Source organism: Stenotrophomonas sp. Br8 (assembly GCF_014763005.1).
In the GTDB taxonomy this organism is placed as follows: domain Bacteria; phylum Pseudomonadota; class Gammaproteobacteria; order Xanthomonadales; family Xanthomonadaceae; genus Stenotrophomonas; species Stenotrophomonas lactitubi.
This window is the reverse complement of sequence record NZ_JACGTN010000012.1, coordinates 66594-80194: the sequence shown is the minus strand read 5'-3', so window position 1 is coordinate 80194 and position 13601 is coordinate 66594. Positions and strand designations below refer to the sequence as shown.

The following is a 13601-nucleotide window of genomic DNA, read 5'->3' as shown; positions in this document are numbered from 1 at the left end:
GCGTTTTCGCCTCATGACCGCTTTGCATGCAGCTGGCGAGATGGCATGGCTGGGGTCATCGCCCTGGCCGGGATTGGCGTCCCGAACAAACCCGACAATTCAACAGCTCCTGATGCGCCTAGGCCATCATGGAAAATGCACCGCATGCTCTTGCTTCGGCGGGCGGTGCGTGGGGATTCACCAGAATCCGCTGGAGTCTTTTTCCTTGCTGTTGAGTTGTTGGGTCTCCGGTACGCCAACCCGCACCGTCCGCCACCTCGCTTCTGCGGGTGGCCTTGCCGTCTGCGAGGAGCACTGCCATGTCCACACGCACCACCTATCCGAACCTGCGCCGCCTGGTCGGCGAATCCGCCGACCAGTTGCCGGCCGACATCGCCGAACGCATCGAAGACGTGCTGGCCGAACCCAGCGACCTGCTGCCGGCACTGATGGCACGCATGGATGGCCGCGACAACGCCGATGGCCAGACCCGGCAGGGCGCGGGTCTCACCCCGTCGCAAGCGGTAACCCTGGCCAGCCTCAGCCGCACGCTGGCTGGCCTCAATGCGTTGATCCAGATGCTGCACGCCGCTGAAGCGGCACGGGTGCAGGGCAGTGCAGGCCAGCAACTGCCGCCGGACGTAGTGGAAGGCCTGTTGCTGGCCGCCCGCGAACTCGCCCGCTACGCCCGCCAGCAGCTGGAGTAGATCCACGCCATGCGTGGATGCCTGCTCGCGCGGTGCTGGTGAGTAGATCCACGCCGTGCGTGGATGCCTGTTCGGTCGGAGCCGGCAGACCTGCCGGCTTACCCGACTGCCAACCCCAGATATCGAGCATGCAACCGCTCCACCTGCGCCTGCAGGTCATCCGGATGGCCATCATTGACGACCACGTCATCAGCCAGCGCCAAGCGCTGCGCGCGGCTGGCCTGGGCGGCAATCATCTGGTCGGCCAGCGCGGCGTCGATGCCGTCGCGCTGCATCAGCCGGGCGTGCTGCACGGCCTCCGGGGCATCCACCAGTAGCACCCGGTCCAGCCACGAGAAGGCCTGGCGGCGGCCCACTTCGGTCAACAAGGGAGTCGTCGCCTTCACATGCGCGGTGGCGGCTTAGAGAAGCCGCTGGGAAGTCGATGTGGTCAAGTGGGCGGCGGGAATGGACCCTGGTCTCACTTTTGATTTCTGGCCTTGTCGCCAAGTTTGGATCGTCCTAGCCTGACGGACTAGGGCTCCAAGGACGGATGCAAGACATCATCGGTATTCCTTGGTGTGAATCTGAACTCCAGGGGATAGTGATGCGTGGAAAAGCCAGCCCTTTGGGCGCGATTGGCAGTGTTCTGATTTTTTCTGGTCTATTGGGGGCATCCGCTGGGAGTCAAGCTAACGACCTTCCGCCATCTGCCCCCCCCGCCCTTGAGAACTACTGCCCGTCAACAGGGGGGTGCTTTAAAAGTCTTCATGAGGCGGAGCAGGCGCTGGAGCAGGAGTATCCGGAGTATCAAGGATTGCTCCGTCAACAGAGTGCTCGGCCCTACGGGGCAGGATCTGAATCCTTGCGGATCGATTATGCCGTCGACAAGCAATCTCCCAAGACACTATTTCCGCCTGTTTATCGAATTGCTGGCTGGCAAGATTCCAGTCCCGTATGCGAAGCGAATTTAGCTAATGGCGACCCTCATCATCAACTCCTATGTTTGAATGAGGCCTATTTGATTGAGCAGTACAAGGCGAAATATTTAAAGGACTCGGCTCAATGCAAATATAGCAATGTTGAAGTGACTGGAGGTTATGGATCTTCTCCATCGGGACACTCGCCGAATCCTCCCGGCCCTTATGGATATGTCCATTTTATGTCTCCTGGCAAGGAGTTGAAGTGGGATATCTACTGTTCCGGCTGGGGAGATGTGCCGCCTGATCAGGGCGGAGTTCCTCTCGTAAAGTTCCAGTCATATATATGTCCGGCTGGCTTCTATGGTGAGCAATCGCGGACTCCTTCGCTCAATGCGGTATGTGCTCCATCCCGCTCCATGCCGCATATTGTAGTTAGGAAAATAACGCAAACTTTTTCGTGTCCGGCAAATCCATATCCATGCCACCCTGATAATGGTGATAAGTCTCGGATTGAAGCGGATTTCGAGTTTGCTGGCAAGTTGTTTAATCGCTACTATCATTCGTTGCGGCAAGTGGGTTTTGGTCGCGATTTTCCCCTTGGTTGGACCTATACCTATAGCGCGCGCCTTGATTTTCCTTACGGGTACATAATTTCCGATGAGGGGTACTACGCAAAGCTGACTCGGTTGGCTGGCGACGTGTACAGTGTGGGAATGTCGACGAGTACGCTGACGCGAGTTTCTAGTGATAAGTATGTTCTTCGTGACGGGATTGGCGGCGTTCGGATTTTTGATGGTAAAGGTCGATTGGTGGTTGTTCAGGATTTGAATAATCCTGCCAACGACGTTGTTGTGGCGCATGAGCCAGTGACAGGTTTATCCGAGGCGTTCCGTATCGCCAGTCTGACAGACGGTGCTGGGCGAGTAGTTCGATTTCACTATGCAAATGGGCGCCTCGATTCAATTGAGCTGCCCGGTGGGGCGCATATTGTCTATTCTCAGAACGATCTGGGGAGTTTGTTGGCTGTGGACTACGGTGCTGGTCAGGTCAAACGCTATCATTATGGTGAGGAGGGGTTGGCCACAAGTCTAAGTCCCTATCTGCTGACTGGCATCACCGGCGAGGATGGCGCTCGCTATGCCAGCTTCGGCTACGACCTGTGGGGGCGAGTGACATCAAGTGAGCTGCACACCGTCGAAGGAAAAGTGCAGGGTACATATCTTTCCTATAAGGATGATCAGCACGTCTTTGTAAAGGTCTCATCTGGCGAGGTCGTTTCCTATAAGTTTGATAGCACATTTTATCGGTCACCCATATCGGTCCAGGATTCGCGCGGTAGCGAGCTGATGAAGCACGACGCCCAAGGTCGATTGCTCGAACGCACCGGGCGTCGTGGCGCTGTGGATGTATTTTCATATGCAGGTGCGCATCGCGTTTCAGTAGAAGAAGCAGTCGGGACCTCTGTGCGACGTATCGTTCAAATAGATTGGGATGAATCCATAAATTCACCTATCGAGCGTCGTGTCTTGGATTCGGAGGGGCGGGTGGTGTCCATCGTCCGCTGGTCTTACAACTCGCGTGGTCAGGTATCAACTAGTGCTGCGCTAGATCCGGTGTCTCTTGAGGCGCGTTTCCAAACATTCAATTACTGCGAGGCTGCGGATGTAGGCGCCGGGACTTGCCCTCGGATAGGCCTGCTGCGAAGCATCGACGGTCCGCGAACGGACGTGGCCGATACCATGACCTATGCCTGGTACACCGCTGATGATGCGGGGTGTGCGACCAGCGGCACCTGTGCGTTCCGCAAGGGCGATCTGCGCAGCATCACCAGTGCGCTGGGTCATACCGTTGAGACCCTAGCCTACGATGCCTTCGGGCGCCCGTTGTCAGTGCGTGATGCCAATGGCGTGGTGACCGACTACACCTATCATCCACGTGGCTGGCCGACGTCGATCACCGTGCGTGGCGGCACTACTGCCGAAGACCGCAGCACCCAGCTGAGCTACTGGCCCACCGGCCACGTGCAGCGGATCACCGAGCCCGACGGTAGCAGCGTCACCTATGTCTACGACGCAGCCCAGCGGCTGACGGACATTGCGGACAGTGCCGGCAACACCATTCACTACACGCTGGACAACGCCGGCAACCGACTGCAGGAAAATACGGTCGATGCAGGGGGGACGCTGCGCCGCACGCTGGCCCGCGTCTACAACACTCTAGGGCAGTTGACCACGCTGAAGGATGCCGGCAACAACGCCACCGGCTTTACTTACGATGCCAATGGCAATCCGCAGTCGGTCACCGATGCCCTGCAGCGGGTGACGAAGCAGCAGTATGATCCGTTGAACCGGCTGGCGCAGACCTTGCAGGACGTGGGCGGCGTTGCTGCGGAAATCCGCTCCAGCTACAACGCGTTGGATCAGGTCACCCAGGTGACCGATCCCAAGGGGCTGCACACCACCTACGCCTACAACGGCTTCGGCGATCTGACCGGGCAGGTCAGCCCGGACAGCGGTAACACCACTTTCACCGTTGATGACGCTGGCAACCGCAAGACCCGTACCGATGCGCGCGGCGTGACTGCCGCTTACAGCTACGACGCGCTCAACCGACTGGTCGGCGTCGCGTATCCGGACCCCAGCCTGGACGTGGGTTATCAGTACGACAGCGCACCAGCGGTATGCGCCAATGATGAGAGTTTCGCCAAGGGGCGCCTGGGCCAGGTGCTGCACGCCAATGGCAGCACCGCGTACTGCCATGACCGCTTCGGCCAGGTCACCCGCAAGGTGCAGACGATCAATGGTTTAGCTAGCACGCTGCGCTACGCCTACAGCAAATCCGGTCGCTTGGCCGCGTTGACGTACCCGGACGGAAGCGTTGCCGACTATGTGCGCAACGCCCAAGGGCAGATCAACCAGATTGGCATGACTCGCCCGGGACAGACCCGGCAGGTGGTGGTCAACAACGTGACCTACGCGGCCTTCGGGCCGGCGACCGGCTGGACCTACGGCAACGGCCGCCAACTGCAGCGCCCGCTGGATCTGGATTACCGTCCGCAGGCGGTGCATGACCCCGCGGCAGGCGGTCTGTCACTGGGCTACGGCTACGATCCCGTCGGCTCGATCACCGAATTGAAGAGCGGTGCAGGCTCCGAGATGCTGGCCAAGTACGCCTATGACACGCTCGGCCGACTGACCCAGACGCAGGACGGTGCGACGGGCACGCCGATCGAAACCTATGGCTACGACGCCACAGGCAACCGCACGTCGCTGACCACCTCGGCGGGGACCGCAAGCTACACCTATCCGTCTGACAGCCATCGCCTGATTGCCGTGGATAGTCAGGCGCGCAACCAGGATGCCGCGGGCAATGCCACCAGCATTGGCGGCAAGACGTTCGCCTACAACGATGCCAACCGCATGAATGCGGTGAAGCACGGCGCTGCTGTAGTGGAGAGTTACGGTTACAACCACCGCGGCGAACGCGTGCTGCGCAGCCCGGCTGGCGGCGATGCTCAGATCACGGTCTATGATGAAGCCGGGCAGTGGGTTGGCAACTATTCGGCCACCGGTCAGGCGCAGCAACAGGCGGTCTGGCTGGACAACTACCCTGTGGCGCTGATTCAGACACCAGCCACGGGCGTGCCGGAGCAGGCTTACATCCAGCCCGATCACCTGGGGACACCGCGCGTAGTGGTTGACCCCGTGCGCGATGTCGCGATCTGGGAGTGGAGCAACAAGAGTGAGGTATTTGGCGACCAGGCACCGGCCAATGACCCCGATGGGGATGGCGTGGTGTTTGATCTGGCGCTGCGCTTCCCGGGACAGCAGGCGACCGATGCGAGTGGGCTGTTCTACAACTACCAGCGGGAGTATGACCCGGCAGTGGGGCGGTACTCTCAGAGTGATCCGATTGGGCTAGCTGGGGGGGTTGGAGCGTATGTATATGTTTACTCTGCGCCAACGAATCTTATTGATCCGGTTGGGCTTTGGAGTTTGTCTGTAGGAGGCTACATCCCATCAGAAATATTAGGGCCAGTTGGCCCGGGCGGATTCCTAGTTGTCTCCGGCGAGGGCTTTTCGGTGACATCGTTTAGCCTTCGCGGAGGGTTGGGGCTCGGCGGTGGAGCTTCCTTTGATCCTATGGGCGGAGCCCCAGATTCGACAGCCGATACTGCGTGCGATGGTGCTAATGGCTTTGGCGTGTATGGTGAAGCCTCGGTGACTTCTTACGGCGTCGGTGTGGGAGGGGGCTGGAATTATGGAACTACTCAGTCACGAGACTCCAAGGGGCGCCTGAAGAATTCTGAATATGGTGGTGTATCTCCTAGTTCATCGCTCACGCCCTCGATTCGGTACGGATTGCAGTTCCAAATCGGTGTGGGAGTGGAATTGACGAGATATTTTCAAAGTGATCAGGGGAGGTGAGTGCATCAAGACTTAGTGAAAGTTTGATTGTGCTCAGTATCTAAACTCCACTTGAGAATGTAGATGTCAATTTCACTGGGTCGCTAGTCGACGATACGTGTGGTCGAGTCGCTCCACCTGTGCCTGCAGGTCATCCGGATGGCCATCATTGACCACCACGTCATCGGCCAGCGCCAGGCGCTTTGCGCGGGTAGCCTGGGCGGCGATCATCTGGTCGGCCAGCGCGGCGTCGATGCCGTCGCGCTGCATCAGTCGGGCGTGCTGCACCGCCTCGGGCGCGTCCACCAGCAGCACCCGGTCCAGCCACGGGTAGGCCTGGCGGCCGCCCACTTCGGTCAACAGCGGGATCGCCGCCAGCGCATAGGGGCTGGCGGCTTGCTCGCACTGCTGCTGCATCAACCGGCGAATGGCCGGGTGGGTGATCGCTTCCAGCGCCGTCCGCTCGGCCGGGTCTGCAAAGATGTGGGCACGCAGACGCGCCCGGTCCAGGCCGCCGTCGGCCAGCAGCATGTCCGCGCCGAAGCGTTCGGCAATCAGGGACAGGGCAGGGCTGCCGATTGCCACCACCGCGCGCGCGGCCAGGTCGGCATCGGCCACAACAATCCCCAGCGCCTCGAAGCGCCGGGTCACCTCACTCTTGCCCGAGGCGATGCCGCCGGTCAGGCCAACCACATACTGGCTCATGGGGACTCCCCTCAGCGCAGCCCGCTCATCACCAGATACTGGTTCAGCAGGGGCTCGCCCCACATGAAGAACAGCCAGCCGGCCAGTGCCAGGTAGGGACCGAATGGGATCGGCGTCGCCCGGTCACGGCCACGGCTGTACAGCCAGATCGAGCCGATGATGGCGCCCAGCACCGACGACATCAGGATGATCGGCAGGATGCCCTTCATCCCGCACCAGGCGCCCAGCGCGGCCAGCAGCTTGAAGTCGCCGTGGCCCATGCCTTCCTTGCCGGTCAGCTGCTTGAACAGCCACCACACCGACCACAGCGACAGGTAGCCCAGCAGGGCGCCGAGCAGGGCCGGTTTGGCGGGCATGTACAGGTTGTCGATGCTGCCTATCAACCCCAGCCACATCAGGGGTAGGGTCAACTGGTCTGGCAGCAGTTGGGTGCGCAGGTCGATGCCGGACAGGGCGATCAGGAAGCAGGTCAGCACGATCGCGCCAAAGCCCTGCCAGCCGAAGCCGAACTGCCACACGCAGGCCAGCACCATCACCGCGGTCAGCGCTTCCACCAGCGGGTACTGGATGGAGATGGGCGCCTTGCAGTGGCGGCACTTGCCGCCCTGGATCATCCAGCTGAACAGCGGGATGTTCTCGTACCAGGCCAGCTTGTGCTTGCAGTGCGGGCAGTGCGAAGGCTCCACCACGATGCCCGGCGGGGGCGGCTCGTAGAAGTCCGGCTCTTCCAGAACCTCGCGCGCATCGCGCTTCCACTGCCATTCCAGCCGCTTGGGCAGGCGCAGGATGACAACGTTCAGGAAGCTGCCCAGAAGCAGTCCCAGACCGGCCGCAGCGGGATAGCCGAGGCCGGGATGCTGGTCGAGAAATGCCATTGTTACCTTTAGCCGACGACGGCGCCGAGTTTGAAGATGGGCAGGTACATGCCGATGACCATACCGCCGACAATGGTACCAATGAACACCATGATCATCGGTTCCAGCAGGCTGCTCAGGGCATCCACGGCATTGTTGACTTCCTGCTCATAGTACTCGGCAACCTTGAACAGCATGGTGTCCAGTGCGCCAGCCTCTTCACCGATCGCGGTCATCTGGATGACCATGTGCGGGAACAGGTTGAGTTGTTTCATGGCCATATTGACCGGGTAGCCTACCGACACGTCATCTCGCATCCGCAGGACGCCTTCCTCATACACCTTGTTGCCGGTTGCGCCGGCGACAATGCTCAGGGCTTCCACCAGCGGCACGCCGGCCTTGAAGGTCACGGCAGTCGTCCGGGCAAAACGGGCAATGGCGCTGTTATGCATGATTTCGCCGATCACCGGCACCTTCAGGATGATGCGATCAACGCGATGCTGCAGAACGGGAGAGCGCTTGAAGGCCATGATGAATCCTACGGCGCTGCCGACGGCTACGAGGAGCATCAGCCACCACCAGGAGACCATGAAGCGCGACGCGTTCACGATCATCTGGGTGAAGGCTGGTAGATCGGCGCCAAAGTTCTTGAAGACGTCTTCAAATTGAGGGACGACCCAGATGAGCAGAATCGAGCTGACGATGATGGCAACGGCTACCACCATCGCAGGGTAGAACATGGCTTTTTTGATCTTGCCCTTGAGGGTTTCGATGTTCTCTTTGTAGGTGGCAACGGTATCAAGCACCGTCTCCAGTACGCCTGCGCCCTCGCCAGCGCGGACCAGGTTGCGATATAGCTCGTCGAATTGAACCGGGTGTTTGCTGACGGCTTCGTGCAGTGATGAGCCGCCCTCGATATCCGTGCGAACCCCGTCGACCATCTTCTTCATGCGTGGGTTCTTGTGCCCACTGGCAATGATCTCCAGCGCCGATACGATCGGTACACCGGATTTCATCATGGTCGCCATTTGCCGGCTGAAGAACGCAATGTCCTTGGGGGTGACCCGTTTGCCCGCCGCGCCGAACAGCGGCTTGGACTTCGGCTTGACCTGCCCCGGATTGATCCCTTGGCGACGCAGTTCGGCGCGTAGCAGATTGGCGTTCTTCGCCAACTGTTCGCCTTTCATCTTGATTCCCCGCTTGTCGGTCCCCTCCCAGACAAACGGTTGCAGCTCCATCGTGGCGCGGGCCACGGGCTCCTTCTTCATCGCACTGCGACTGACAGACATATTGGCTCCCCGGCCCGCCATCCCCAGACGGGCATCTGCCGATGGTAGCGGGTTCATCGCCGACTTGGCAGAGTCTGAGCGGGCAAGAGTGCGAATTCGTGCCGGCTACCGACCAAAGGTGACGTACTGCGTCACATTGCTGGGTCCGTCGCAGAATGATGACCGGGGGGTTCACATCCCGGAAATTGCTGCCATCATGGGCGCGGGGAAATCCAGGGGGAGGCGTGCCGGGGTTGGCACGCAACCTGCGTTGATCCACCCGCAGGGTGTAGGACCCGCTCAGCCGGCCGATGGCCGGATCGATCCTGCGCACTGACTCAACCACCACTATCTTGGGGATGTATCACTATGAAGAACCAGAAGGGCTTCACCCTTATCGAACTGATGATCGTTGTTGCGATCATTGCCATCCTGGCCGCCATCGCTCTGCCGGCTTACCAGGACTACCTGATCAAGTCGCGCGTTTCGGAAGTCGTGCTGGCTGCTTCGTCGGCCCGTACTACCGTTGCGGAAGCGGCTGCTTCGGACACCGCCACCACCATGCCGGCCACCGTCGCTATCGAAACCCAGTCGTCCAAGTATGTCTCGGGCGTGACCTACGCTACAGGCGTGATCACCGCCACCTCGCAGGCTCTGGGCGGCAGCGCCACCGGTAACATCACCCTGACCGGTACCAAGGCCGCCAACGGCCAGGTGACCTGGATCTGCAGTGGCTCGATCCCGGCCAAGTACCGTCCGGCTACCTGCCAGTAATTCGGCAGGCATAACACGCCAGACGTTGTACCCGAGCCCCGCGTCTGCGGGGCTCGCTTTTTCTGGATGCGGACCTCGTTCATGCTGACGTTGCGCAGGATCGCGCCGTGGTGCTTTGCGCTGGCGCTGATCGTCTATCTCAGGCCCTATACAGGTATTCGCCATGACGCGACGCTGTATCTCGCGCAGGCATTGCGACTGATTTCGCCGGACATCTTCAATCGTGACCTGTTCTTCGTGGCAGGCAGTCAGGCCAGTTTCACCCTGTTCCCTCAGTTGCTGGCGCTCCTGCTGGCCCACGTGGAGCCGGGCAAGGCCTTCATGGCGCTGACCTTCGTCGGCCGCTTTCTTTTCTACGCGGCCAGTGCGTGGTGTGTGCACGTGCTGTTCCCGCCGCGCTGGCGCTGGCCCGCGTTGCTGGCGTTGATCGTAATGCCCACCGGCTACGGCGCGTTCAGCATGTTCTCGTATGCCGAACCCTTCCTGACCGCACGGCCAATTGCAGAGGCTCTGTGCCTGCTCGCGCTGGCGGCCTTGGTCCAAGGGCGGATGGGCTGGGCGATAGTGGGGTTCGCCCTAGCGGGGCTGCTACACCCACTTCAGGCCATCGCGGCGGTGCTGGCGGCTTTGTGTTGGCTGGTGCTCGGGGATCGCCGCTGGCTGTGGTCGCTACTGCTGGCGGTGCCGGTACTGGTGCTGGCCGCCCTGAAGGTGGGGCCGCTGGGCGGTCTGCTGCAGGTCATGGATCTAGAGTGGCGCGCCATGATCGATGGCGTGGGCGACCAGGTGTTTCTGGGCGCCTGGGCCCTTCGGGACTGGTGCATCGTGCTGGCCGACATCTATCTGCTCCATCTGGTGGCACAGCACGGTGGCGCCAACACACTGTTTGGCCGCCTGGCCAAGGCCTTGCTGCTCGCTATGATTGTGGGCCTTGGCCTGAGCTATCTGCTGGCCGATGTGCTGAGATTGATTCTGCCCGTCGGCCTGCAGTTGTGGCGCGTGCTGTGGCTGGTCCATTGGCTGGCGGCTGCAGCCATTCCCTTCCTGGTCTGGGAGCAGTGGCAACGCGGCGGGCGTGATTGGGTAGGCCCGCTGCTGGTCATTGCCATCGCCGTCATTGGTGCCAGCGTGCCGCGCAGCACGCTGCCCTGGGCGGTACTCGGTCTTATTCCATTGCATATGGTCTGGCCCTTGGTCGCGGCCAAGGTCAGTGCTCCCATCCGCCGCCTGTTGCTGGTCGGCCTGGTACTAGCGTTGGCCGTGGCCTGTTTCCGATACCAGCTGCAGATTTGGGCTGTGTACGAGATGACGGGCCGCAACTCCGAGATAATCCGCCAGGACGTGATGATCTTCGCCTACCCGCTGCTGTGCGGTGGGACCGTGGCCTTGCTGGTTTGGGGCTATCAGCGCAGTGGTGAAAAGGGTCAGGCGTTGCTGGGAGCCTTGTCAGTACTGGCCCTGCTGGGGGCGTTGTGGCTGTGGGATTCCCGTAGCCCGTGGACGCGTGCCCAGGAGTCTGCGCACGGCACTCCTGTATTTGCCGAAAATATTCCGCGTAGCGCAGTTGTTTTCTGGTATGCCAGCGAGGCGTCCCCGCGCGCCGCTTGGATGGTACTTCGTCGCGCCAACTACTTTAGTCCGCAGCAGCTGTCCGGGCAGATGTTCAATCGGCAGACGGCGCTGCTTGGAAAACAATTGAACACCCAGGTCGAGCCGGTGACATTACAGGCTGAAATCTGCGGCGTGCTGGCCAATGTGCAGGAGAATCCGGAACCCTGCCGGGTGAGCGAACTGGGGCTACGTCACCTGTGCACCCGACATGGCGAACTGGCGCCGCCCGACTATTTCGTGCTGCCGTATGACCAAGAAAAGCACGTACGCGGCCGGTGGCAGGTACGCCACCCCGGCACCGGTGAAGTGATCTCCACCGAGTATCTGTACAAGTGCTCGGATTGGGTAGCTTCCGAGGGTGAGGCCACGCCATGAGCGAGCAGCCGCTGGTGGAGCTCGAGGCGGACCTCGCGACCCGGCGGGGTTGGCTGTCCGAGGGAAGCGGCTATCTGCTGGCCTCGGCGGCAGCGCTGTTGGCTGATCTGGGTGTGTTCGCTCTGCTGGCCCACCTGGGGTGGGACTGGTATGCCGCCGCGACGGGCGGCTTCCTGCTGGGCAGTGTGGTGGCCTATGTCATTAGCGTGCGCTGGGTGTTCGCGGCGCGCAGTTTCCGTTCCCGTTCGGCGGAACTGGCGACCTTTGTGCTGATCGGCTGCTTAGGCTTGCTGGTCGTGCAAGGCGTAATGTGGGTGTGTATCGAGTGGTTTGGCGTGCGGGGGAGCATTGCCAGGGTGGTTGCGGTGGGCTTTTCGTTCACCAGCAACTTCGTACTGCGTAAACTGATTCTGTTCCGGTCGCGCGTGAGCGGCCGGTCCATTGTGGAAGGGGAAGCATCATGAGCAAGCAGATAGTAATAATCGGCGCCGGCCCCGCCGGCCTGACCGCAGCACTGGAGCTGGTGGGGCAGCCCGACGTGCAGGTGACGATTGTCGAGGCCGACGATTGCGTGGGCGGTATTTCGCGCACGGTCAACCATAATGGAAACCGCATTGATATCGGCGGTCACCGGTTCTTTTCCAAGTCCGATTGGGTCATGCAGTGGTGGGCCAATCTGATGCCCATCGAGCACGCCGGCGATGTCCCGCTGAACCTGCGCTACCAGGGACAGGCCCGCGAAGGGGTTCCGCCAGGCGCGACACGGGCCGAGGGCGCCGAGCCGACGGCCATGCTGGTGCGCAACCGTCTTTCGCGGATTTACTTCAATCGTCGCTTTTTCTCGTACCCGCTGAAGTTGAATGCGGACAGTTTCCGCAACCTCGGGCTTGGCAAATCCATGCAGTTTGGTCTCAGCTATCTGCGCTCGCAGATCAGCAAGATCGAGCCTGAGCGCAGCCTTGAAGATTTCCTGATCAATCGCTTCGGTCAGCGCCTGTACCGCCAGTTTTTTAAGGAATACACCGAGAAGGTCTGGGGCGTGTCGTGCAACCAGATCAGCGCGGAGTGGGGTGCGCAACGCATCAAGAGCCTGTCCGTCACCAAGGCCGTGTTTCACGCACTGCGTGGCATGCTAGGGATGAACGGTAAGGTCGCGCAGACCTCGCTGATCGAGAATTTCCTGTACCCCAAGCATGGCCCGGGTGAAATGTGGGAAACCGCAGCGCAGGTGTTCCAGGCACGTGGCGGCACCTTGTTGATGAAGCACAAGGCCGTGGGACTGGCGGTTGAGGGCGGGAAAGTGCGCAGCGTGACGGTGCAGGGCGAATCGGGTGAAGCGATCCAGCTGGAGTGCACCCATGTCGTCTCCACCATGCCGGTGCGCGATCTGGTGGCGGCCTCGCGACAGAGCTGGAGCCACGAGGTTGCGGTCATCGCCGACAATCTCCAGTACCGCGATTTCATCACGGTGGGCTTGCTGTACAGCGCCGATGAGCTGCCGCGCGCACTCGGCGATAATTGGATCTATATCCAGGAACCCGGCGTGAATGTGGGGCGTGTGCAGGTCTTCAACAACTGGAGCCCGTACATGGTGAAGGACGCATCCATGGTCTGGATGGGTCTGGAGTTCTTCTGCTGCGAGACAGACGATCTGTGGAAGATGCCTGACGCGGAACTGCAGGCGCTCGCGCAGCGTGAAATGCTGCAGATCGGTCTGGTCTCAGCCGCATCGGCACAGGATGCGGTCGTCATCCGGGTGCCCAAGGCCTACCCGGGCTACTTCGGCGAGGCCTACGCGAACTTTGATCGACTGCGTACTGCGCTGGACACGGTGCCTAATCTGTTTCTGGTGGGGCGCAATGGCATGCACCGCTACAACAACCAGGATCATTCCATGTTGACGGCCAAGGAAGCTGCCGACCAGATCACGAGCGGCAACGTAGACAAGAGCCGCCTGTGGTCCATCAACGTGGACGACGAGTACCACGAAGAGGCCAAGGCCTGAGATCAGTCAGTCTTG

General features: G+C 60.9%; 9 protein-coding genes and 1 pseudogene. 6 read left to right on the top strand and 4 right to left on the bottom strand.

The features are described from left to right. The first annotated feature begins 299 nt into the window (after positions 1-299). The gene (locus H3005_RS11705; RefSeq protein ID WP_191078250.1) at positions 300-686 is read left to right on the top strand and encodes a hypothetical protein; all 387 of its coding nucleotides are present in this window, start codon (positions 300-302) and stop codon (positions 684-686) included. 98 nt (positions 687-784) lie between these two features. Here H3005_RS11705 and H3005_RS11700 read toward each other — a convergent pair. Continuing rightward, positions 785-1057 (bottom strand): annotated as a pseudogene (locus H3005_RS11700) (dephospho-CoA kinase); the annotation flags it as partial. Between the two features lie 161 nt (positions 1058-1218). On the opposite strand from H3005_RS11700, the gene H3005_RS11695 reads away from it, so the two are divergent. Next, positions 1219-6015 carry an RHS repeat-associated core domain-containing protein gene (locus tag H3005_RS11695; protein ID WP_223880210.1) on the top strand — a complete coding sequence of 1599 codons (4797 nt, stop codon included), beginning with the start codon at positions 1219-1221 and terminating at the stop codon, positions 6013-6015. Positions 6016-6087: 72 nt separating this feature from the next. Here the strand turns inward: H3005_RS11695 and coaE are convergent, their stop codons facing one another. The 3 genes from coaE to H3005_RS11680 are packed head-to-tail and all read right to left on the bottom strand — an operon-like array spanning position 6088 to position 8842. Then, entirely contained in the window at positions 6088-6699 is a 612-nt protein-coding gene (gene coaE / locus H3005_RS11690) for a dephospho-CoA kinase (protein ID WP_191078249.1), read from the bottom strand. Between the two features lie 11 nt (positions 6700-6710). Beyond that, positions 6711-7574: an A24 family peptidase gene (locus H3005_RS11685; RefSeq protein ID WP_100553384.1), complete on the bottom strand. Its 864-nt coding sequence runs from the start codon at positions 7572-7574 to the stop codon at positions 6711-6713. Between the two features lie 8 nt (positions 7575-7582). Beyond that, a complete protein-coding gene (locus H3005_RS11680) occupies positions 7583-8842 on the bottom strand; it encodes a type II secretion system F family protein (protein ID WP_191078248.1) in 1260 nt (419 codons plus the stop codon). 348 nt (positions 8843-9190) lie between these two features. Between H3005_RS11680 and H3005_RS11675 the strand changes: the two genes are divergently transcribed. From H3005_RS11675 to H3005_RS11660, 4 genes are all read left to right on the top strand, one after another. Next, the gene (locus H3005_RS11675) at positions 9191-9595 is read left to right on the top strand and encodes a pilin (RefSeq protein ID WP_191078247.1); all 405 of its coding nucleotides are present in this window, start codon (positions 9191-9193) and stop codon (positions 9593-9595) included. Positions 9596-9676: 81 nt separating this feature from the next. Beyond that, on the top strand, positions 9677-11581 hold the full coding sequence (locus H3005_RS11670) for a hypothetical protein (RefSeq protein ID WP_191078246.1): 1905 nt from the start codon (positions 9677-9679) through the stop codon (positions 11579-11581). Continuing rightward, positions 11578-12045: a GtrA family protein gene (locus tag H3005_RS11665; protein WP_191078245.1), complete on the top strand. Its 468-nt coding sequence runs from the start codon at positions 11578-11580 to the stop codon at positions 12043-12045. The genes H3005_RS11670 and H3005_RS11665 overlap by 4 nt, the downstream gene beginning before the upstream one ends. Continuing rightward, positions 12042-13586: an NAD(P)/FAD-dependent oxidoreductase gene (locus H3005_RS11660; RefSeq protein WP_191078244.1), complete on the top strand. Its 1545-nt coding sequence runs from the start codon at positions 12042-12044 to the stop codon at positions 13584-13586. Before H3005_RS11665 ends, H3005_RS11660 begins: the two co-directional genes overlap by 4 nt. Positions 13587-13601 lie beyond the last annotated feature (15 nt).

Coding starts and splice junctions, on each gene's coding strand:
- H3005_RS11705 (WP_191078250.1), top strand. CDS start 300: ATGTCCACACGCACCACCTATCCGAACCTGCGCCGCCTGGTCGGCGAA.
- H3005_RS11695 (WP_223880210.1), top strand. CDS start 1,219: ATGCAAGACATCATCGGTATTCCTTGGTGTGAATCTGAACTCCAGGGG.
- coaE (WP_191078249.1), bottom strand. CDS start 6,699: ATGAGCCAGTATGTGGTTGGCCTGACCGGCGGCATCGCCTCGGGCAAG.
- H3005_RS11685 (WP_100553384.1), bottom strand. CDS start 7,574: ATGGCATTTCTCGACCAGCATCCCGGCCTCGGCTATCCCGCTGCGGCC.
- H3005_RS11680 (WP_191078248.1), bottom strand. CDS start 8,842: ATGTCTGTCAGTCGCAGTGCGATGAAGAAGGAGCCCGTGGCCCGCGCC.
- H3005_RS11675 (WP_191078247.1), top strand. CDS start 9,191: ATGAAGAACCAGAAGGGCTTCACCCTTATCGAACTGATGATCGTTGTT.
- H3005_RS11670 (WP_191078246.1), top strand. CDS start 9,677: ATGCTGACGTTGCGCAGGATCGCGCCGTGGTGCTTTGCGCTGGCGCTG.
- H3005_RS11665 (WP_191078245.1), top strand. CDS start 11,578: ATGAGCGAGCAGCCGCTGGTGGAGCTCGAGGCGGACCTCGCGACCCGG.
- H3005_RS11660 (WP_191078244.1), top strand. CDS start 12,042: ATGAGCAAGCAGATAGTAATAATCGGCGCCGGCCCCGCCGGCCTGACC.